The organism is Komagataeibacter xylinus, assembly GCF_004302915.1.
Lineage (GTDB): Bacteria > Pseudomonadota > Alphaproteobacteria > Acetobacterales > Acetobacteraceae > Komagataeibacter > Komagataeibacter xylinus_C.
In genome coordinates this window covers 19445-40846 of record NZ_QQBI01000019.1, presented here as the reverse complement: position 1 = coordinate 40846, position 21402 = coordinate 19445, and the positions used below count along the sequence as shown (strand labels likewise).

The window sequence follows — 21402 nt, the reverse complement described above, 5'->3', positions numbered from 1 at the left end:
TTGGAGGGAAGGAAATGTCGGGCGGCCATGCCACCCGCTTTATCGGGGAACGATCAGGTGCAGCAGCGACGCCACCCCGAAAAATGCGCCGGTGCTCAGTGACCAGATCGCAATGAACCATGCGATCCGCACGCCGGTGCGTGGGGGTGCCTCGTCGCCATTGCCGCGGACAATCTCAGTGATACCCATCGGTTTCCGTCACCTTTCCGCGAAAGACGTGGTAGGAATAGATCGTGTAGGTCAGGATGATCGGCAGCAGGATGGCGGTGCCGATCAACTGGAAGAACTGGCTCGATGGCGGGGATGATACATCCCACAGCGTCAGGCCCGGCGGCACGGCATAGGGCCATACCGTAATGCCCAGACCGGACAGGCACAGGAAAAACCAGCCCAGCGCGCACAGGAACGGCCCCTTCGAATGCCCCCTGCGCAGCCCCATGATAAACAGCCCTCCCAGCACGACTACCAGAACCGGCACGGGGGCAACGAATGCGATGTTGGGCCAGTCGGTCCAGCGGCGCAGGTAAGGTGCGTGCAGCAGCGGTGTCCACAGGCTGACCGCGACAATGCCGATGAACAGGCCCACGGCCAGCCGGGCGGCCCAGCGGCGGCAGGATTCCTCCAGCACGCCGGTGGTGCGCCAGATCAGCCACGTTGCACCCAGCAGGGCGTAACCACACATGACGGACAGGCCACACAGGATGCTGAACGGGGTCAGCCAGTCGAGCGGGCCACCGGCAAAGGCGCCATCAACAACCCTGATGCCCTGCACCACGCCGCCGAGGATAGCGCCCTGACAGAAAGCGGCGATGGCGGAGCCTGCCATGAAGCCGGCATTCCACATCCCTTCCCGTCCCGTGTCGCGCGTCATGATGCGGAACTCAAACGCAACGCCGCGGAAGATCAGGGCCAGCAGCATCAGCACGATCGGCAGGTAGAAGGCGGGCAGCAGGGTAGCGTAGGCACCGGGAAAGACGCCGTACAGCACGGCCCCGCCCAGCACCATCCACGTCTCGTTGCCATCCCAGACGGGGGCGATGGTGTTGACCATCACATCGCGGCGGTCCGGGTGGCGTTCGAGTGCGAACAGCATGCCGATGCCAAGGTCAAAGCCATCAAGCACGACATAGATTGAAATGGCGGCGACCAGAATGACGGCCCATATGATGGGGAGCCAGTATGCGAAGTCCATCATGCCTCAGGCTCCTTTGCCAGTAGAGGGATCAATCACGCCCGGATGCATGCTGGTGGCCAGAATCCCGGATGCGTGGGATGGCGGAGTATCATGCTCGCCTTCCTGCGGGGTGCGGCCCAGCATGCGCACCAGAATACCCATCCCTGAGCCAAACACGAGCACGTAGACCACCACGAACGCCGTCATCGAAAATGCCATGGAGGACAGGGCAACCGGCGATACACTGTCAGACGTGCGCAGCAGGCCATAGACGGTCCAGGGCTGGCGGCCGACTTCCGTCGTGATCCAGCCGCACAGCAGGGCCAGGAAGCCCGCAGGCGCCATGCACAGCGCAACACGATGGAAGAGCGGGTTGGTGAACAGCGTGCTGTTGCGCCGCAACCAAAGGGACCACAATCCGACCAGCATCATCAGCATGCCAAGGGCCACCATGATGCGGAAGGAGAAGAAGATGACCGGTGAAGGCGGCCGCTGGTCACGCGGAAAGTCCTTCATGCCCGGCACCTTGCCGTTCAGGCTGTGCGTCAGGATCAGCGATCCGGCCAGCGGCAGTCTGATGGCATAATCCGTATGCTCGGTCTTCATGTTGGGAATGCCGAACAGCAGTTCTGGCGCATGATCTTCCGAGACCCAGTCCCCTTCCATCGCCGCAATCTTGGCGGGCTGGTATTTGAGCGTGTTCAGGCCGTGCGCATCGCCAGCAAGGATCTGCAAGGGGGCCACGATCGCCGCCATCCACATGGCCATGGAGAACATGACCCGCACCGGCTCGCTGGAAATCTTGCCTGCCTTGCGGGCCTTGAGCATATGCCACGCCCCCGTGGCTCCCACGATGAAGGCCACCGACAGGAAGGCCGCCAGCCCCATATGCACCAGGCGGAAGGGAAAGGACGGGTTGAAGATAATGGCCAGCCAGTCCGCCGGCATGAAGCGCCCGGTGGCCGGGTCGATGGTGTAACCACGCGGCGTCTGCATCCATGAATTGGAGGACAGGATCCATGTCATGGAAATCAGGGTGCCGACCGATACGCAGCATGTGGCCGCAAAATGCAGTTTGCGCCCCACCTTGTTCATGCCGAACAGCATGACGCCGAGGAAGCCTGCCTCGAGGAAAAAGGCGGTCATGACTTCATAGGACAGGAGCACGCCGGTAATCGGCCCGGCTTTTTTGGAAAAGACCGACCAGTTGGTACCGAATTCATACGACATGACCAGTCCCGACACGACGCCCATGCCAAAGACAATGGAGAAGACCTTGATCCAGTATCGGTAAAGATCAAGGAATACGGGCCGTCCGGTCCTGAGCCACAGCCCTTCCAGAACCGCCAGATAAGCCGCCAGCCCGATTGAAAAGGCCGGAAAGATGATATGGACGCCTACGGTAAAGGCGAACTGAAAGCGCGCCAGAAGGAGTGCTGGATCATGTGCGTACTGCATCGATACTTTCCAAAACTTATGACGAGAGAAGGAAATACAAATAAATTCTCGCCATAGTGGCCCCGTAAGCAATGAACCGGCCTGAAAAGCCGCTGTATGCCCCGGTGTCGTGGAAAAGGTAGTAGATCAATCAGGCGTATGACGTCCAAGAGAGATTATACATAAGATCATAAACAGCATTTATAACCGCACCATTGATAAGATATGTATGGTTATGGACAAATATAGACGATCGGAAATATTGGGAACCGACCATAAGATATTTGGCGGGGATCTCCTGTTTTCAGGCAGAGATTGTCTCATCGGTCGCTCTGGTTATTCATTCTGAATATAATGCGGGCGAGGCAGATTTTTTCCCTAGACCTGTCATGCCTGCATTCCTGAGTATACGGAACTGAATGGGAGCGCCCGTATGACAGCACAAAATATAATCCTGCGATTTTGTTCCGGTCAGAAAATCCAGAAGTTAGGAGCCAGAACGTAACTATTCTCGATCGCGCAGAAGGTCATCGGCAGGGGCATTGGAGATCCTGACAGATGACAGGCGCACTGAAAGGGTCAGCCCAGGTCAGATATGGACGGGGAAAGACTCCCTACCCCGCGTGATGTCTCTCGCGCATCGTGGCGTCCCCGCTCAATGCGGGCTGCATGATTATCGCAACCCATCAGGGGAATGTCAGGGATCAGTCATACGGCCCTTCGGAAAGGTTCAAGCCGGGAAGATAAATATAACCGGTTCATGCAGCGCAGTTCATCCGGCGCCCCCGGCGCTGTCGGCGCATCCCCATAGATCATGCCGACCATGACTTTCATATTGTTCAGCACAACGGCAGCAATATCATCCGCCGTTTTCTGGTCCAGTCCGGGGGCACAGGCCCGTAGCGCCATCGCTATGCCAGGCAGTGCCTGAGCGCGTGACTTTGCACGGAGTGCCGCACTGTCCGTGCGGGCGGCCATCAATGCGGGGAGCGAGTGCACGCGGGGATAGAGCCCTGCCATCAGGTCAATAAAGCCATCCGCCAGCTCACTGGGGGAACGGCCCGCTGCGCGGCGCCCTATCGCTTCATATTCTTCCTGCAGGATTGCCATGTGCTGTTGCAGCAACGTCTCGGCAATCGCCTCCTTGTTGGGAAAGAAGCGGTAAAGCGAACCAATTTTCGCCCCTGCCCGCGCGGCTATTTCCGCCATTGTCGTCGCATCATAGCCGCGTTCCGCGATGAGATCGGACGCGGCGGCCAGCAGTTCGGCCACACGTTGCCGCCCAACCGCCCGCCGGGGCTGAAGGGGGGCGCGCTTTTTGCTTGACGTAATTGAGTCCATCCTCAAATAGTATCCCTGTTTGAGTATATGCTCAATTTCTATCAACTCCTGCCCTTCCAGGCAACGACCCGGAATACAGGAGCCTGATAACAGGAGAAGACCGCCATGCCATCGTTTTCCGCATCCCGGACCGCACTGATCCTGATCGACCTCCAGAAGGGCATCGTTTCCCGTCAACTGGCGCCTTACACGGGTGAGAGGGTTGTCGAGCGCTCAAAAACCCTTGCCGCACGCTTCCGTGCCGCCGGTGCGCCGGTCATTGTGGTCAATGTCGCGTTCGCCCCCGATTTTGCCGATGCCCCGCATACCCCTGTCGACCAGCCATTCGCACCGCCTCCCGGCGGCTTTGCGCCTGACTGGACCGATCTGGCCGAAGGGCTGGCCCAGCCGGGCGACCTGCATGTCACCAAGCGGCAGTGGGGCGCTTTTTACGGGACGGATCTCGACCTTCAGTTGCGGCGGCGCGGCATTGCCACCGTGGTCATTGGTGGCATTTCCACTAACCTTGGCGTGGAATCCACCGCCCGCGCGGCGCATGAACATGGCTATGCCGTCGTCCTTGCCGAAGACATCACCTCCACCTTTTCCGAAGAGATGCAGCGTTTCGCATATGACTGCATTTTCCCCCGGCTCGGGCATGTGACGACAAGCACCGCAATCGATCTCGCATCCTGACGGCAGGCGGCGCGGCCCTGTAAGGCGGTAGAGCGCGAGATCATAACATTCCAGCGCACTTCCCGGCGGGCATGTCCATGCCGCGCGGCGCGGTTCGCCTGCCGTCAGGCTAACGCGGAGTGTGCCCGGGCTGCCTGTCATCCGGCCATCCGCCCTTCAGGCATCATCCTTGCGGGGCGGCCTTGCCGGAAACAGGCTTCAGCCCGTCGCCTCAACGGCCCTTGGGTGCCAGGGCTCCCTCACTGTTCGTAATGGTCGCGCCTTTTGCCAGCGCGTTTACGACAAGCGCCGTCTGTCCCGCTTTCCAGGCCATGTCGAGCAGGCTGTAGGGAATTTCCGCATTGCCCTGTGGCACCAGCATTTCCGTCGTGCGGATAAGCAGGCGGCTGTATTCCCCTGCCGTGTAGGTTACGCTGCGGAACCTGCCTGCCCCATCCGCGGCATGCAGCAGAAAGAAGGGTGCATCGGGGTGCATGACTGCGGGCGGGTAATCAGGCTCGTACCAGTCCACCACGTCATTGTAGAAATGGTCACGGCCCGGCTTCATGGGGAGTTGCGCGCCCTCGGCAGCCACAACCAGCACCAGCCTGACCGCGCAATGCAGCCCGATCATGGCCAAGGCCCTGTCCAGCATGGCCTTGGGCTGCGCATGACCTGTGCCATCGCCTGCCACAATGGCCACGGCGCCACAATCGGCCAGCCGTTCGGCCAGGGCGGGTGCATCCAGCCCTTCAGGCATGAGCACATGTACCGCCCCAATGCGGATGCAGGCCAGCACGGCCACGATACTTTCCACCATAAGGGGCATGTCGACCGCGACCACATCGCCACGCTGCACGCCCTGATCGGTCAGGGCATTGGCCAGGCGGCAGACCCGTTCATGCAGGTCGCGCCACGCGATATGCCCATCGGGCGCCCTGCCGCACAGTATCGCGGGCTTTTCGGCATGATCGCCCAGATGCCGGTCCACGCATAGCGCGGAGACATTCATTACCCGATGGCCATAATCCGGCCATGGGACCATACGGGCCGGAAACCCGCCTCCGGCCAGTTGCACGAAGGGCCGCCGCGCATGGAAAGCGGGCAGGACGAAAACATTCTCATCGGTCCTGATGGTCATGAACCTGTTTCCTGTTGTCAGGCTGCCTGCACGCTGTAATGCAGGATGCAGCGGTCAATTAAAGGAGAGGCCAGACGTGGTTTACATGCCGGGGCGCATGACATGCCTGCCTCTGCGCTATGCCCGACCGGACCTACGTCTGCCTCATGCCACGGCGGATAACCGGGGCAGAACATCACGGTTCATGTTGCAGGCTGTGCCGCAATGGAGGCTTCGCCCGGTCATGGCAGTTCATCCGTGTTGCCCTTGTGCGTTTCTGCTGATGGGGACTGTGACAAATCCCGGTTGCGGGCGGAAGATATTTTGCCGTTTAAAGAAGCGAACGCCGCGCCGATATTTGCAAAGATTGTGAAGATGAAAAAACCCGCCACCAAAATCTTCACCGGATCGCGTATCCGTCATCAACGCACCCGCATGGGCATGACCCAGAGCGCGCTGGCCCTGCAACTGGGCATATCCGCCAGTTACCTCAACCAGATCGAGCATGACGTCAGGCCGCTCCCCCTGCCCCTGCTCAATGCATTATGCGATATATTTTCCGTCGGGGTGGATTATTTCAGCGATACTGAAGAGGCGCGCGGCATACAGGCATTGCGCGAAATACTGGCCGACCCCGTATTCGACATGGGCGCAGTGAAGCTGGACAGCATGCAGGCCGCGATGCGCGTGGCGCCCGATCTGTGCATGCAGTTCGTCCGGCTCTACCGCGCCTATCTGCTGCGCCACGAACAGGCGGCCGTGCCGCTGGTCGGGCATGCGCCGCACCCGGACACGACCACACCGGATGCGCCCGACCGGGTGGAGCCATATGAAGCCGTCAATGACTGGGTGCAGGCCCAGCGTAATTATTTTGATGAAATTGACCGCACGGCTGAACGCCAGGCCGCGCTCATGCGCCTTGATGAGGGCAGCCCCCGCGAGCAGCTCGGGCGCTACCTCATGGACCACCATGGCATCCGCACCGAGATTGACCTTGGCCTGAGCCAGCGCGGCCTGATGTGGCACATGGACCGGCGCAACCGCACTCTTTTCCTCTCGCGCATCGCGCCATCGGAAAGCAGCACGTTCTGGATGGCCCAGGCGCTGGGGCAGATCGAGCATCAGGCGATATTCGCCCGTATCATCCGTCGTTCGCGGCTGCGTGAAAGCGAGGCCCGGGGGCTGGCACGCGTCTATCTGACCAATTATTTTGCTGGCGCACTCCTGCTGCCCTATGAACGATTCAGGACAAGCGCACATGAGGTGCGTCATGACCTGGAACGGCTGCAGCGCCATTTCGGCGTCAGTTTCGAGCAGGCCTGCCAACGGCTCAGCACCCTGCAGCGGCCCGGAAGCGAAGGGATACCCTTTTATTTCCTCAAGACAGATATCGCGGGCAATATCCTCAAAAGCTTCAGTGCAAACCGCTTTACACAGTCCCGTTTCGGGGGGCCATGCCCGCTATGGAATGTTTTCCGTGCGTTCACCACCCCGCAGCAGGTGCAGGTCCAGCTTTCACGCACGACGGATGGCGCGCTCTATCTCAACGTGGCGCGCACGGTAGGCCGTGACAACATATCCTACCTTGACCGGCCCCGCCTGGCGGCCGTGGTTCTGGGCTGTTCCATCGCGGATGCCGGGCACCTTGTCTATTCCGCCGGGCTGGACCTGAATGATCCGCGCATGATCATTCCCATCGGCCCGGGCTGCCGTGCCTGCACGCGTGAAAACTGCCACCACCGTGCATTGCCTATGGTTGGCCATCGTGTGGATACTGACAATGAAGGCCGTGGCATCGCCCCTTATCGCACCGCGTTATAAAGCGCCGTTCGTGACGCCAATGTTACCGACCCAGTATTACCTATACGGAGGCGGTTATGCCGCCATCCACCATAAGCACATGCCCATTGACAAAACTTGATGCGTCAGAGGACAGAAAGACCGCAGCCCCGACAAGTTCCTCCACATTCCCCCAGCGCCCGGCCGGCGTGCGCTGGCACAGCCATTGGGTGAAGGCTGTATCCGCCACCAGTTTTTCGTTCATTTCCGTTTTGAAATAGCCGGGCGCCAATCCGTTGATCTGCAGGCCATGCCGGGCCCAGTCCGTTGCCATGCCTCTGGTCAGGTTCCTCACCGCCCCCTTGGTCGCGGTATAGGGCGCGATGCCGGGGCGGGCCAGTTCACTCTGCACCGAACAGATATTGACGATCTTGCCGCGCCCACGCGGCAGCATGTGGCGTGCCACGGCCTGCCCCACAAAGAAAACGGCGTTGAGGTTGGTCGCGATCAGCGCATCCCAGTCCGCCCGGCTGAACTGCTCGAGTGGCGCGCGGCGCTGGATGCCCGCATTGTTGATCAGAATGTCGATCGGGCCATGTTCATGCTCAATTCTTTCCACGCCTGCGATGACGGCATCCTGGTCCGTTACGTCAAAGGCAGCCGTCACGGCATCAAGCCCTTCGTGTTCGAGCGTGGCGCGGGCTGCCTCGAGTGCTTCCGGGTTGCGGCCGTTCAGCACGATTTCAGCGCCGTACTGGCCCAGCCCCCGCGCCAGGGTCAGGCCAATGCCACGGGAGGCCCCGGTAACCAGTGCGCGCCTGCCCGTGAGTGAAAAAAGCGTATTGGCCTGCATTGTGGCATTCTCCTGTGCATCAGGGCTCCTACGTTGGCAGTGCCGGGGCATCACGGCTTCACACATCTTTGTGTCATGGTGCAGGGCAATGCTCCGTCCGGGCGTGCGGGCCAGGTCACATGCGCGCTCAGTTCGGCCCCTGCGGCACAGGGTTCGGTTCGTACTGGCGCGAGCAGGGAAAATGACGATTTCAGCCGGGCGACTGGATTTGATCGCAAGATTTGAGGTATTTGATATGCAGGAGACCTGATCAGAAAAAGGCTGCATGATGATCCCTGCCAATGAATGCGAACGCAAGGGCGATGCCTGGATGGCGAAAGCCATGGATACCAGCAGAAGCGAGGCTGAGCGAAGAAAAGCCGCCAAGGCTGCGATGTTCGCCTATGAAGATGCCCGTAAACTGTTTCCGTCTGATAGTGCGGACAGCCAGCGCGTGCGCAAGAAAGGCTACCGGACGCATGATATGGTCAACCTGCCGATTGATGAATGGCCTTCACAATAACGTCTGTCCCAGTCGCGGCGGCGCCCTGTAGATGGAACCTGTTATCGCGCCACGTGCAGGCGGGATGATGATGGCATTCACCAGGTGTGGGCTTGAACGGCCTGCAGGCAACCCGCGCCCCTCACCGGCTGCCTGATCGTGCTCGGTGCGGGCAACTGCTCGCCACAGAACCAGCCCGTGCAGGCCCTGCTGGTGGCCGGGCGGGCGCGCTGCCGCAAGGATATTGCGGCCTGCGTGGAGCGGGCCGTGGCGCAGGGTGCACTGATCCCCTCGCCCATGACCGAAACCCTGCCGATCTGGAATTACTGCTCCACCATCATGCTGAGGCCTGGTAACGGACGGCGAGCGCACGTTCATCCGCTGGAAAGGACGGTTTGAAGCCAGCCCCGATCATGCTACCGCATGCAGGCATGCCCACCCTGATCCATCAACCGGCATTCGACAGCCATGCCGGCAGGTTTTGTGGCAGATAAGCGCGATCGAAACGGCGTTCTCTGCCTGTATGCATAAATTGGCGCAGCCGGAACTCATGCAGGAAGCCGACCTGTTGCTAATCGACCTTCTGGAACTTCAACTCAAAATTGTCGCCCTCGCCAATCGCCTGGTATCTGGCATGATCGACAGTGCCGAGCGCGTAAGTGGGGGGCAGTGTCCACACGCCTCTGGGCCAGTCGGTCGTATCCCTGGGGTTGGCGGCGACTTCTGACGTGCCAACAAGTTTGAACCCCGCCCGCTCAATAAGCGCGATCGCGTAATCCTGCCGCACGTAACCACTTCTGGCAGCGGGGTCCTGCGGGCCGGTCGGGCGGGCGCGATGGTCTTCCACGCCAAAGATGCCGCCGGACCTGAGCGCCTTGTGCACCGCCGCGAGCAACTCGGGTGCATCGTTATCCTTCATCCAGTTATGAACATTGCGGAAGGTCAGGATAACATCAGCGCTGCCCGCCGGTGCGAGGTCAGGGTGACCGTGCCCGAACTGCGTGTAACGGATCTGGTCATAAAGTGCCGGATGCGCGTCGATCCTTGCCTGCATGCCAGCGGGCCAGTGCGCGTATTCACGTTCGACTTTCGTGCCATCAGCAACACCCATGGCGGCATAGTAGGTGCCATGGTTTCGCAGCAGCGGGGCGAGGATTTCGGTCCAGTAGCCACTGCCGGGCCAGATCTCGACAACCGTGGCCTGTGGCGTGACGCCGTAAAAGGAAAGCAGTTCGTAAGGGTGGCGGGCGCTATCGCGGCTGACCAGAGCGGGGTCGCGGGTGGTGGCTGCCACCGCGTCGTGAAGGGGCTGGTCAATGGGGGGCGCTGCCATGGCTGGCCCGGCGAGGGAAAGGCAGGCGATGGCGTAAAATGCGTTCCGCATGGACATTTTTCCCGATCCTCGCAGGTAAGGCGTTGCAGCCCTGAGCGTAGCACATCGCGTGCCGGGCAGGCCAGCAGCGTCCGCCGTTCCCGTTCACCTTTCATGGCATGGGGGCCGTGGCGCGCAGGCCGGGGCAGAAACCATCACCGGACATGCCGCGCCGCGTTGACGTGGCACGGCGCCCCCCGTAATAGTCCGCCCTCCCGCACCAAGCGAAGCCCGAACAGGCGTAGCCTTTACAGAGCGCCGGAGGCGCTGCTTGACCATGTCCATGACTTTTGCCGATCTTGCCCTGGCGCCCGAACTCCTGAGCGCCCTGGCCGAGGAAGGCTACGCCCACCCTACCCCGATCCAGGCCGGGTCCATCCCGATGCTGCTCGCAGGCCGCGACCTGCTGGGCATGGCCCAGACCGGCACGGGCAAGACGGCCTCGTTTGCGCTGCCGCTGCTCCATCGCCTTGCCCTGAACCCGCGCCCTGCCCCCAAAGGTGGCGCGCGCGTGCTGGTGCTGGCCCCCACGCGCGAACTTGTCTCCCAGATCGCCGATGGGTTCACGGGCTTCGGGCGGCATCTCAAGCCCAGCATTACGACGATTTTCGGCGGCGTCAGCCCGTTTCACCAGATCAATGCGCTCAGGGAGGGGGTGGACATCATCGTGGCCACACCGGGGCGGTTGCTCGACCTGATCACCCAGGGCGCATGCGACCTGTCGCAGCTTGAGGCGCTGGTGCTTGATGAGGCGGACCAGATGCTCGACATGGGCTTTGCCAAGCCCATCGAGCGTATTGTCGCAACCCTGCCCGCAACACGGCAGACCGTGCTGTTCTCAGCCACCATGCCCAAATCCATCACTGTGCTGGCCGAGAGCCTGCTGCGCGACCCGGCCCGGGTCGAGATCACGCCGCCCTCCACCACCGTGGAGCGGATCGAGCAATCGGTCATGTTTGTCGATGCGGCTGACAAGAAGGCCGCCCTGCTCGAACTGCTGCGCACGCCGGGCATGGGCCAGGCCGTGGTCTTTACCCTGCAGAAGAACATTGCCAACGAGGTCTGCGCCTTCATTACCGAGGCGGGCATTACGGCCGAGGCCCTGCACGGCAACAAGTCACAGGGGCAGCGTGAGCGCGCGCTCGAGGCCTTTCGGTGTGGTGCGGCACAGGTGCTGGTGGCCACCGACATTGCAGCCCGCGGCATTGATGTTGATACGGTAACGCATGTGTTCAACCATGACCTGCCCAGCCTGCCTGAAAGCTATGTCCACCGCATTGGCCGCACCGGGCGTGCGGGCCGCACGGGCTTTGCCATAACGCTGTGCGATGCGGAGCAGCGCGCCTGGCTGCATGACGTGGAGCGCGAAATTGGCCGCCCGCTTGACGTGCAGGACGACCACCCCTGGCATTCGGAGGCCGCGCGCAACTCCACCATGCGTGCCCCCGTGCTGGGGGGCGGCCCGGCCAAGAAGGTCAAGCCGCCGAAAATACGCGAGCGCAAGGTCTGGACCGAGGAAGAGAAGAACGCGGCCCGCGCGGCGGCTGCCGCGGCGAAGGCTGCCAAAGCCTGATGATGCATTGGCGCGGTGGTTCTGCCAGCCGCCGCGCCAATCAGCGGAAGTTTTCTATCCCATGCCCTGCTCAGGCCGGCACAAGCGCTGCCGGAACGGGCTTGAGCATCGGCGGCACCTGCCAGCGGCCCGTGTCGACATTCTCGATCTCTCCATCGATCTCGCTGACAACCTGCCGCGAAAACGGCCCAAGATGCAGGTAGAGCGCGCTAGTCATGACCACATAGGGCAGCGCGCGCGGGTTATGCAGCGCGCAATCGAGCATCATGCGCCAAAATGGCCCGGTCGTGCCGGGGCCCGCGCGGTGAATGCGCAGCACAAGCCGCATGAAACTGCGCAGGTCGCCCTTGATCATCCGGTGGCTGCGCTTGCGCCCGAGCATGCGGCCCAGCCTGCGCACCCGGCCAAAATAGGCAACGGGATCATAAATCGCCTTGAGCACCGTCCTGTAGTCGCTCAGCACGTCACGTCGTGGCCGTTTTGTCTCGAAATTGAGGCCCGCCGTGCACTGATCGCCCGACTGGGTCTGTTCGCTGCCCGAAAACAGCCGCCCTTCGGCCAGCAGGCGGCGCGTCAGCTGGGTTGTGGGCAATGCGTAAAGCAGGCCAACCATGCAGACCGGGATCGAGGTATCCTCGATGCATTCGATCATGCCCGGGGCGACGCTGCCCTTCTCGCTGTCAAACCCCACGATGAAGCCGGCATTCACGAAAATTCCGGCCTTATGGATCGTGTCGATGCTCTGCTGCAGGCTGCGCCTGGTGTTCTGCTTTTTCTGCATCAGCACCAGCGAGTCCGTATCCGGGCTTTCGATGCCCACGAACACGGCGAAGAAATTCGTATCGGCCAGGCTGCGCAGCAGGTCGGCGTCGTCAGCGAGGTTGATGGAGGCCTCGGTTGAAAATTCGAAGGGAAATTTCTTTTCCTCCTGCCATTGCTTCAGGTCGGGCAGGAATTTCTTGAGCGCCTTTTTATTGCCGATCAGGTTGTCATCAACAAAATCGACATGGCCACGATAGCCAAGCGCGTAAAGGGCATCGAGTTCAGCCATGACCTGCTCGTTGGTCTTGGTGCGCGGCACCCGGCCATAGAGTTCGATAATGTCGCAGAACTCGCAGCTGAACGGGCACCCGCGTGAAAACTGGATGCCTACGTGCAGGTACTGGTCCAGCTTGAGCAGATCAAAGCGCGGCAATGGGCTTTTTGTCACATCCGTCTTGCCCATTGGCGCTTCAAACACGCCCTGCCGGGCGCCGCTGCGCCAGGCCGCGACGAAATCATCCATGATCTCCTCGGCCTCGCCCAGCACCTGAAAACTGGCGGCGCTGTAAAGCGGCGGGCTCGACGTGACATCGGGGCCACCCACCACCACCGGCTTGCCGCGCGCATGGCACTGCGCGATGATGTGCAGCGCATCATTGCGCTGTGGCAGCATGCCGCCGGTCATGACCATGTCGGCCCAGTCAAGATCGGCGTCGGTCAGCTCTTCGGTATTGCGGTTGACCAGCCGTATTTCCCAGTGTTCTGGCAGCAGGGCCGCGACCGTGACCAGGCCAAGCGGGGCCGCCGGGTAGCGCGCGCCCGCCAGGTCGCAGGCTTCCTTGTAGTTCCAGAATGAATTGGCATTGAAAAGCGGGAAGATCATCAAGACCTTGCAGGTATCGGTCATTATGATGAAATCCTTTGGCGTGCCTCCTTCGCATGATCACAACGGCCTCCCCGATCGGGGGTGGGGCACATGGGAATGGGGAAACCCTGTTGTGGTGAAGTGGCGATAGTCCGGCACACGGTCGTCATAGAGATCTTCCATCAGGATGAAGTCCTGCTTCTACACCCCCTGCCCCGCAATAGCGAGAAAAGAGCCTTTGCAATGCCGGATATGCCCCTTTCAAAATGTAACAGCCCTGCTTGCAACCGTGAAAAACTTTTGTCCCGAGCCCGCATTGTCACGCTGATGGGGCCTTATGTGCCACGGCACCCCAGCCCCGGCAAACGCATGAACAGGAGCATGGATCATGCCGCGCGGTGACAAATCCGCCTATACAGGCAAGCAGAAGCGACAGGCCGCCCATATCGGGGAAAGCTACGAGCAGCGCGGGCTCAGTAAAGATGACGCCACGCGCCGTGCCTGGGCTACGGTCAACAAGGAAACCGGTGGCGGGCAGAAAAAGGGTTCGGGTAAAAACGGGGCCTGAAAGCGCCTTTCAGGCGGATCGCCCCCGCGTGCCGTGCTGGCCTGCGTGTGTGCACGGAACAAAGATGAAATGCGATGAAGAGATAGGATCCACTGAATGGAGACTGGTCCGAGCCTGACGCACTGGCCTGGTGGGGCAAGGCCTGCCAGCCGCCCTTGAGCCGCCTTGGTTACCCCATATCGCTTATAACAGCACCTGCATTGACGTGCTGGCCATAGGTCGGCTGCTTTTGCCGGAATTCGTGGCATATGAGGGCAGCGTGTTTCTGGGCATTCATTTTACAAAGGACAGTTTTGCCCGGTGGATGCGGGTGCTGGGAAACATGAAGGACGTGGAGAACATGCTCAATCATGTACACGTTTATGATATTCTTGGGCATGACATGAAAATGTCCGTGCATGATGCCTGCCTTGTTGCCCATTTATTGAAAAGATGCTGGGCGCTTGCCCTGCACGCGGCGTTTCCGGGCAAGGAATTCGATATTGTCGTGTCTGATGCGGAAGACGGATACGGGCCGGTCCTTACTTTCTCAGGCAAATAAAACATGGCGGTTCCGGGCGCTGGCCTCCCCCTCTTTCCTTTTTGCCGTTGCCAGCATAGGCACAGATACAAATATGAATTTTTCAAGAATGTTGAATGAAGTTAAGATGAAATAGAATGACGCAGTGTATAAATAGAATTTGGAATTTGTTAGAGTGCCTCCATTAAGATTCATTTTGGAACGCTCCATGGCAATGAGAAAAGTTTTACTTCTGAGTGCGGTCTGTTTTTTCACCCAGAACATGACGGCATTTGCCAAAGAAAAAACCGATAACCGCCACGGCGGCGTAAAAAAGGCGGACCAGGGCGCATCGGATTCCCATCACGACAAGACGGATGAGGAAGGCGAAAAGATTTCGGTGCGTGCCAGGCACAAAGTGCTCGGCGGTGGAATGATGGCCTACCATACCACCCCCAAGACGGTCAGTTCCCTCACGCATGACTATATCGACATGCAGTCGCCTACCTCCACGATTGAATCCCTTATCCAGACGCTGCCCGGCGTCGTCTCGGCAAGTGAAGGCCCGTTGACGACCTCTTATTCCATCATCCATATCCGTGGCATGGGGCAATCCGAGATCGGCGTCACGTTCGAGGGTATTCCGGGTGCCAACCCCTTTACCTACAGCACCTATACCCCCTCGCTTGTCGATAGCGAGAACATAGGGCAGATCAATGTCATGCAGGGAGCGGTTGATATCAATTCGCCCACCTACAATGCCACGGGCGCTGAGATTTCAACATCCATCCGGCGTCCTTCCGCAAAGCAGAACATCTATACTTCCGCCTCCGGTGGGTCTTATGGCACCAACAAGGACTTCATCCGCTATGATACGGGTGAAATCGGTCATTCAGGGGTGCGGGCCTTTGTTTCAGGCTCTTACGCGCGCAGCGACATGTGGCGCGGCGTGGGCGATGTGCGCAAGTGGCATGTCGATGCAGCCCTGGTCAAGACATGGTCAAAGGGCAATGAAACCGAAGCCATATTCGGCTGGACCCAGGCCAGGCAGAATGAATGGCTCTATCCCTCCATGGCCAACTGGAAAACCTATGGCACGAATTACGGGCTGAACGACCAGTATTATGAAGGTGACACGGATTATGCCGGGCTCGATGGCAAGAATACCGGTTCCATATATGGCGCACTGAAAAACCATTTCACCTTTGGTCATGGCCTCAGCCTTGATGCCGAGGCCTACTCGGTCGAATTCCATGGCCCATATGAATATGGTGAAAGCAACCTGCCCGTATCCAGCGGCTATATTGGTGCCGAGAAATATAAATACCTTGATAATTACAAGAACCTGCCCGGCTACGACCCGAAAAGCAAGGAACTGACAGCGGCAGAAGTTTCAGATTGGTACACACTCTCATCGGGCCTGACGCTGGTTGGCAAATGGCACCACAAATTCAACACGCTTACCTTCTCCTACTGGTATTCATACGCAACCGAAGCCGCGCGCGACCGCTATTATCCCGTCAACAGCAAGGGGCAATGGAGCACGTCCGAGCCTTACCTGACCGCAGGTGGCATTCCCATCGGTGAAGATAACGAAAACGGCAAGCAGCAGCTCAACAGTTTTGCCGTTGACGATAAACTGTCGTTTCTACATGACCGCCTGACCATTGATGGCGGTATTCGCATGGCGATGGTCAGCCGCCAGTTCACGCAGGACCTGCCGGGGGTCAGCACGGCGCCTTCCATCCGCAACCTGTTCATTCCCGCCCCGCAGGTGCTCATCAGCTATCGCTTCAACCCGAACCACCAGATCTATGTCAATGGCACCACGGGCTATCATCTGCCCGCCTCGTTAAGTTCACAGCTGCCCGAATACAGCTACACGACCGGCAAGCCCCTGCAAATGGCCATGAGCCAGTACAAGCCGGAATACATGATTACCGAAGAACTGGGCTATCGCTACAGCGGCCTGTTCATGGCCAATGTTGCTGGCTTTCATTACAACGTAACGAACCATCAGGTCTCATCGGAAACGTACCAGCCGGGCACCACGACCGAAATCTCGCAGGTGATCAACGCGGGCGGGCTTGAAGCCTGGGGCCTGCAGGCCGAACTCGCAACCCGGCCGTGGCATCATGTAAGTTTTTATGCCTCGGGGCAGTATATGTACACCCAGAATGGCAACAACATTGCCTATGGCGGCGGTTATCTGCAGACAAAGGGCAAGCAGGAAGTAGGCGCGCCCAAATTTTCCGGCTCCCTGGGCCTGACGTATAATGATGGCAAATGGTTTGGCAATTTCACCTTGCAATATACAGACTCCCAGTACGCCACCCTCATGAACGATGAGAGCATTCCCAGCTATGTCACGGCCAATCTTGGCTTTGGGCGCACCCTGCCGCAGGTTGGCCGGGTCAAGCCGCGCATCAAGATCAACCTGACCAATCTTGGCAACGAGCATTACCTCTCTTCCATGTATTCCTACACCACCAATGCAACGGCAGCAGCGGGTGTTGGCGGCAAGTCTTCCGCGCCCACCTATGTCATCGGCGCGCCCTTCGTGGTCATGGCGACCCTTTCCGCCAATTTCTGATGCCCTGAACCCCGCCCTTCCCAGACCCATCCCTGCCGCGCGAGCGAACCATGACGACACGTAGAGATTTCCTGAAATATGCCCTCCTCACGGGTGCTGCGGGGGCATCCTCCCGCCTGCCCGCTTCCATCGGCCGGGCCTTCGCCATTGCGCCCGAAGTCGGTTCTACCTGGCACGATGCCGAGCATGTCGTGATCCTGATGCAGGAAAACCGCTCTTTTGACCATGTATTCGGCACCCTGCAGGGCGTGCGCGGGTTCAACGACCCGCGCGCCATGCGCCTGCCCAACGGTAACCCGGCCTTTGTGCAGGGCAGCGAGGCAGGCGAGACCTATCTGCCGTGGCGGCTCAACATCCGCGATACGCGCGTGACATGGATGGGCTCCATCCCCCATTCCCGCGACAGCCAGGTCGATGCGTGGAACAATGGCGGCCATGACCGGTGGATCGACGCCAAGAAGTCGCACCACAGGGACTATGCCCGCTATCCGTTGACCATGGGGCATTACACGCGCGAGGACCTGCCCTTTTACTACGCCCTGGCCGATGCCTTTACCGTATGTGACCAGAATTACTGTGGCGCCATGACCAGCACCACCCCCAACCGCCTGCTGTTCTGGACCGGCACGGTGCGCGACCGGCAGGACCCCACGTCGAATGTGTACATGCGCAATGGCGAGATCCTTGAAGGCGGCATGACGTGGCGCACCTTCCCCGAGCGGCTGGAACAGGCTGGCGTTTCGTGGAAATTCTACCAGAATGAACTCTCGCAATCGGGCGGCATGAGCGGGCCGGAGCGGGCGTGGCTCTCCAATTTCGGGTGCAATGTGCTGGAGTGTTTCGACCAGTATCATGTCACGGCCAATCCCGGCTTTGGCGCGTGGCTTGAGGAGCGCATCAGTGAATGCCAGTCGCATATCGACCGGCTGAACACGCATGAAATGCTCGTATCCGGCACGCACGCCGAACAGCTGGCCGAAGCGCGCAGCCTGCTGGCCGTGCTCACGCGCCGCCGCACGGCCGTGGGCGAAACGCCTGAAAAACTGACACCGGCGGAACGCGCCCTGTTCGAGAAAGCCTTTGTGACCAACACGGGCGACAAAAACTATCGCAAGCTGGAAAAACTGAAATTCCACGATGGCAAAAAAGCCATCCACATGCAGGCCCCCAAGGGCGATGTGCTTCATCAGTTCCGCCAGGATGTGAGAACGGGCAGGCTGCCCACCGTGTCATGGCTGGCAGCGCCCGAGCATTTTTCCGATCATCCGACCTCGCCATGGTACGGGGCATGGTACGTGTCGGAAATCATGGATATCCTGACCGAAAACCCCGAGGTGTGGAAAAAGACTATCTTCATCATGACCTATGATGAAAATGACGGGTATTTCGACCATTGCTGCTCCTACGCAGCCCCCGACCCCGCCCGGCCCGAGACCGGCGCGTCATCGCGCAGTATTGGCCAGAAGGGGCTGGAATATACGAGCGCGCAGGCTGAAATCGATCGTGGCGTGCCCAGGCGCCTTGCACGCAGCGGGCCCATCGGGCTGGGCTTTCGCGTGCCGATGGTCATCGCCTCGCCCTGGAGCCGGGGGGGATGGGTCAATTCGCAACTGTTCGAGCATACCTCCACGCTGCGTTTCCTTGAGGCCTTCGTGCACGCCAAATTCGGCAGGGACGTGACCGAGACCAATATCTCGCCATGGCGGCGGGCCATCAGCGGCGACCTTACATCGTGCTTCCGCCCCTATGATGGCAATGTGCCCCGCCTGCCTTTCCTTGAGCGCAATGCGTATCTGCACACCATCGAGAGCGCGCGCAACCAGCCCATGCCGGGCGGCTACCAGGCGCTTGATGATGCCACGATTGCCGCCCTGCGCGCCAACCCGGCCAGGGTGCGTGAAAGCGTGATGCAGGAATCCGGCACGCGGGCCGCCTCTCCCCTGCCCTATGAGCCGTATTGCGATGGCGGGGTCTCGGCTGATGGCCGGCAGGTGGCCGTGCATCTGCGCGCGGGCACGACCCGTTTCGGTGCCCGTGCTGCTGGCGTGCCGTTCAATATCTATCGCCACGGCGTTACGGCCGGCAGCGGCATGCAGGCGGGCACCTACGGCGTAGCGGCAGGCGATGCGCTTGACGCGGCTTTTGCCCAGTCCATGTTCCGCAATGGGCTCTATGACGTGGACGTGCATGCCCCCAACGGCTTTTACCGGCGTTATAGCGGCAAAAAAGGTGGCCTGAGGCTGCAGGCGGCATGTACCTACCTGCGCGGGCCGGGGAAGGATCTGGTCGTGACCATAAGCAATCATGGCACGAAAAATGTGAACCTGACCTGCACCATGGCGCCCTCCGGCACCACGCGGGCGGTGCACGTGGCGGCGGGCGGTAGCACGGACGTGGCGTTTGACCTGACGCAGGGCATGCTGTGGTATGACCTTACGGTGTCGAGCGCTGAGGAGCCGGAACTGCGGTATCAGTTCGCCGGGCGCATCGAGACCGGGCAGCCGGGGCGCACGGATCCGGCCATGGGGGCGGTTCACCCAGCCTGACTGGCGTGCCTGTGCCGCGTGCCTGAAACCTGTTAGGGTCCGGCCTGCGGCACCATGAAAACACGCAGGGCAGTCAGATGAATGATGACGTAAGGCTCGATCTCATCAGGCCGGATCTTGTCGAGCGCGGGCGCAGGCTTGCCCCGGTGCAACGGGCCGCCATCGCCCGCGCGGTGGCGGCATGCGCTTGCCATGCCAGCCACGCCGAACCGTATCTTGATGCCGGCGTGCGGGCCTGGCTTGCCACGGGCAGAACCGATCCGTGCCTCGACCGGGATGCCATAGGGTCCGTTATCGAATTTCTGGATAACGCCTGTTTTGATGCACAGGATGCACGCGATGCGCAGGCGCAGCCCTGCGGCCATGAAGCACAGGTCATGACGTGGTTCAGCAAAGCCCGGTCAGTCAACGCCGTGCTGTATGCGCTTGATGGCGCGGACCTGCAGGCTTTCTACGATACAATATACGAAGCCCATGCCGCGATGGGGAATTGCAGCCAGATCGAGGCCATCTGGGCGCGACATGGAACGTAAGCGATAAGCATCAGGAAGCTTCAAAAACGCACCCTGTCCTCACGCCTGGCGGATCAGTCCATGCATTGGCGTTATCGCCGTACCGGGAAAGACCATGGCCATGCCCGCAGGCTTCAGCCGCAGGTGATCGCATAACAGCCCCGCCGCAACGCAGCGCAGGTCGGTGGTGGGGGCAAGGTCGCGGTTTTCAAACAGCTGGTCAGGGCGCAGGCCCGGCCATGTGCCTGCCACCCGCCCCCCTGCCACGGCGCCACCCGCAATGAAGGCAACCGTGCCCGTGCCATGATCCGTGCCGCCCGTGCCGTTGATCCGTACCGTGCGGCCGAACTCGGTCATGGCCAGCACGACGGTGCGCGACCATGCCGGGCCAAGGCCGTCCCGCAGGGCGGCAAGCCCCCGGTCGAGCTGCGTCAGGGGGCGGCCAAGGCGGTCGACCTGCCGCGCATGGGTGTCCCATCCCCCAATTTCGAGGGCGGCGATGCGCGGGCCGTGCCGGTTGGCCAGCATGCGGCCTGCCGCGGTTGAAAGGGCGAGGAACGCATCGGGCCTGCTGCCCTTGCGCGGGGCGCCCGGGGTGGGCCTGCCGCTTTCCATCACGGTATCGGAAAAGCCACGGGCCTGCAGGGCATTGCGCAGCGCCGGGCCTGTGACCGGGTCATCCGCATTGAGGGCCGCGATCTGGCGGTACAGATCCGGGTCGGGATGATGACTGGCCGCGGGTGCGTAACTGCCCACCTGGGCCGGGCCACGCAACAGCAGCGGCACGGTCAGCCCCATGGCCAGGCCATAGCCATCCGGCCCTGCATCGTGCTGGGGCATGAGTGATACGGCCCGGTTGAGCCAGCCGCTATCCATGCGTTCATCCGCGCCACTTTCAAGGTAGTCCTGCGCCTCGAAGTGCGAGCGGCTGCGATAATTACCTGCCACGGCATGCACCGGCAGCAGCTGCCCGGCTGCGTAGAGCGCATGCATGTTCTGCAATGCCGGGTGCAAACCGTAGAAGCCCCCCATATCGAGCAGGCCCCCCGCTGCTCCCGGCTCGGGCAGGATGAGCGCGCGGCGGTGGGCGGCAAGGTTCGGGTCGCCATAGGGGGTGACAGCGGACATGCCATCAAGCGCCCCGCGCATGACAATGACAACAAGGCGCGGATCATCTTCATGGCTGGACGGGGCTGCCATGGCCAGCGAGGCACGCCCCAGCGCCCAGCTTGTGGCAAGGCCCAGCAGGGCCGCGCGACGACGGATCAACATG

17 protein-coding genes and 2 pseudogenes are annotated in these 21402 nt (G+C 60.8%); 10 read left to right on the top strand and 9 right to left on the bottom strand.

The annotated features are described in order from the left end of the window. Nucleotides 1-39 precede the first annotated feature (39 nt). The 4 genes from DV027_RS11250 to DV027_RS11235 form a co-directional block, all read right to left on the bottom strand. Nucleotides 40-189, bottom strand: coding sequence for a DUF2474 domain-containing protein (locus DV027_RS11250; RefSeq protein ID WP_130731892.1), 150 nt, complete (start codon nucleotides 187-189; stop codon nucleotides 40-42). Further along, entirely contained in the window at nucleotides 176-1195 is a 1020-nt protein-coding gene (cydB, locus tag DV027_RS11245) for a cytochrome d ubiquinol oxidase subunit II (RefSeq protein ID WP_130731891.1), read from the bottom strand. Before cydB ends, DV027_RS11250 begins: the two co-directional genes overlap by 14 nt. Before the next feature lie 3 nt (nucleotides 1196-1198). Next, nucleotides 1199-2632: a cytochrome ubiquinol oxidase subunit I gene (locus DV027_RS11240; protein WP_130731890.1), complete on the bottom strand. Its 1434-nt coding sequence runs from the start codon at nucleotides 2630-2632 to the stop codon at nucleotides 1199-1201. Nucleotides 2633-3319: 687 nt separating this feature from the next. Next, on the bottom strand, nucleotides 3320-3952 hold the full coding sequence (locus tag DV027_RS11235) for a TetR/AcrR family transcriptional regulator (protein ID WP_130731906.1): 633 nt from the start codon (nucleotides 3950-3952) through the stop codon (nucleotides 3320-3322). Nucleotides 3953-4057: 105 nt separating this feature from the next. Here DV027_RS11235 and DV027_RS11230 point away from each other — a divergent pair, with 105 nt between their 5' ends. Continuing rightward, nucleotides 4058-4627 carry a hydrolase gene (locus DV027_RS11230; RefSeq protein ID WP_130731889.1) on the top strand — a complete coding sequence of 190 codons (570 nt, stop codon included), beginning with the start codon at nucleotides 4058-4060 and terminating at the stop codon, nucleotides 4625-4627. A gap of 211 nt (nucleotides 4628-4838) precedes the next feature. On the opposite strand, the gene DV027_RS11225 is transcribed toward DV027_RS11230, so the two are convergent. After that, nucleotides 4839-5747 carry an AMP-binding protein gene (locus tag DV027_RS11225; RefSeq protein WP_130731888.1) on the bottom strand — a complete coding sequence of 303 codons (909 nt, stop codon included), beginning with the start codon at nucleotides 5745-5747 and terminating at the stop codon, nucleotides 4839-4841. A 354-nt stretch (nucleotides 5748-6101) separates the two neighbouring features. Between DV027_RS11225 and DV027_RS11220 the strand changes: the two genes are divergently transcribed. Beyond that, nucleotides 6102-7547: a helix-turn-helix transcriptional regulator gene (locus DV027_RS11220; protein WP_130731887.1), complete on the top strand. Its 1446-nt coding sequence runs from the start codon at nucleotides 6102-6104 to the stop codon at nucleotides 7545-7547. A gap of 40 nt (nucleotides 7548-7587) precedes the next feature. On the opposite strand, the gene DV027_RS11215 is transcribed toward DV027_RS11220, so the two are convergent. Beyond that, nucleotides 7588-8358, bottom strand: coding sequence for an SDR family oxidoreductase (locus DV027_RS11215; RefSeq protein ID WP_130731886.1), 771 nt, complete (start codon nucleotides 8356-8358; stop codon nucleotides 7588-7590). Between the two features lie 265 nt (nucleotides 8359-8623). On the opposite strand from DV027_RS11215, the gene DV027_RS11210 reads away from it, so the two are divergent. Beyond that, nucleotides 8624-8860 (top strand): hypothetical protein, encoded by a 237-nt coding sequence (locus tag DV027_RS11210; RefSeq protein ID WP_130731885.1) that lies wholly within the window; start codon nucleotides 8624-8626, stop codon nucleotides 8858-8860. A 123-nt stretch (nucleotides 8861-8983) separates the two neighbouring features. Beyond that, nucleotides 8984-9154 (top strand): annotated as a pseudogene (locus DV027_RS17745) (TetR/AcrR family transcriptional regulator); the annotation flags it as partial. 256 nt (nucleotides 9155-9410) lie between these two features. Here DV027_RS17745 and DV027_RS11200 read toward each other — a convergent pair. After that, the gene (locus tag DV027_RS11200) at nucleotides 9411-10223 is read right to left on the bottom strand and encodes a class I SAM-dependent methyltransferase (RefSeq protein ID WP_242621860.1); all 813 of its coding nucleotides are present in this window, start codon (nucleotides 10221-10223) and stop codon (nucleotides 9411-9413) included. A gap of 265 nt (nucleotides 10224-10488) precedes the next feature. Here DV027_RS11200 and DV027_RS11195 point away from each other — a divergent pair, with 265 nt between their 5' ends. Then, the gene (locus DV027_RS11195; protein WP_130731884.1) at nucleotides 10489-11784 is read left to right on the top strand and encodes a DEAD/DEAH box helicase; all 1296 of its coding nucleotides are present in this window, start codon (nucleotides 10489-10491) and stop codon (nucleotides 11782-11784) included. A 70-nt stretch (nucleotides 11785-11854) separates the two neighbouring features. Here the strand turns inward: DV027_RS11195 and DV027_RS11190 are convergent, their stop codons facing one another. Then, the gene (locus DV027_RS11190; protein ID WP_130731883.1) at nucleotides 11855-13453 is read right to left on the bottom strand and encodes a B12-binding domain-containing radical SAM protein; all 1599 of its coding nucleotides are present in this window, start codon (nucleotides 13451-13453) and stop codon (nucleotides 11855-11857) included. A 346-nt stretch (nucleotides 13454-13799) separates the two neighbouring features. Here DV027_RS11190 and DV027_RS11185 point away from each other — a divergent pair. The 5 genes and pseudogenes from DV027_RS11185 to DV027_RS11165 all read left to right on the top strand — a co-directional run. Beyond that, nucleotides 13800-13976, top strand: a pseudogene (locus DV027_RS11185) (plasmid stabilization protein); the annotation flags it as partial. Between the two features lie 133 nt (nucleotides 13977-14109). After that, complete coding sequence (locus DV027_RS11180) at nucleotides 14110-14520, top strand: hypothetical protein (protein ID WP_130731881.1); 411 nt, start codon at nucleotides 14110-14112, stop codon at nucleotides 14518-14520. A gap of 241 nt (nucleotides 14521-14761) precedes the next feature. Then, complete coding sequence (locus tag DV027_RS11175; RefSeq protein ID WP_242621859.1) at nucleotides 14762-17071, top strand: TonB-dependent receptor; 2310 nt, start codon at nucleotides 14762-14764, stop codon at nucleotides 17069-17071. Between the two features lie 50 nt (nucleotides 17072-17121). Next, nucleotides 17122-19617, top strand: a complete 2496-nt coding sequence (locus DV027_RS11170; RefSeq protein WP_130731879.1) for a phosphocholine-specific phospholipase C — start codon at nucleotides 17122-17124, stop codon at nucleotides 19615-19617. Nucleotides 19618-19694: 77 nt separating this feature from the next. Beyond that, nucleotides 19695-20150, top strand: coding sequence for a hypothetical protein (locus DV027_RS11165; RefSeq protein ID WP_130731878.1), 456 nt, complete (start codon nucleotides 19695-19697; stop codon nucleotides 20148-20150). A gap of 39 nt (nucleotides 20151-20189) precedes the next feature. Here the strand turns inward: DV027_RS11165 and DV027_RS11160 are convergent, their stop codons facing one another. Next, entirely contained in the window at nucleotides 20190-21401 is a 1212-nt protein-coding gene (locus DV027_RS11160) for a DUF1501 domain-containing protein (RefSeq protein WP_130731877.1), read from the bottom strand. Nucleotide 21402 lies beyond the last annotated feature (1 nt).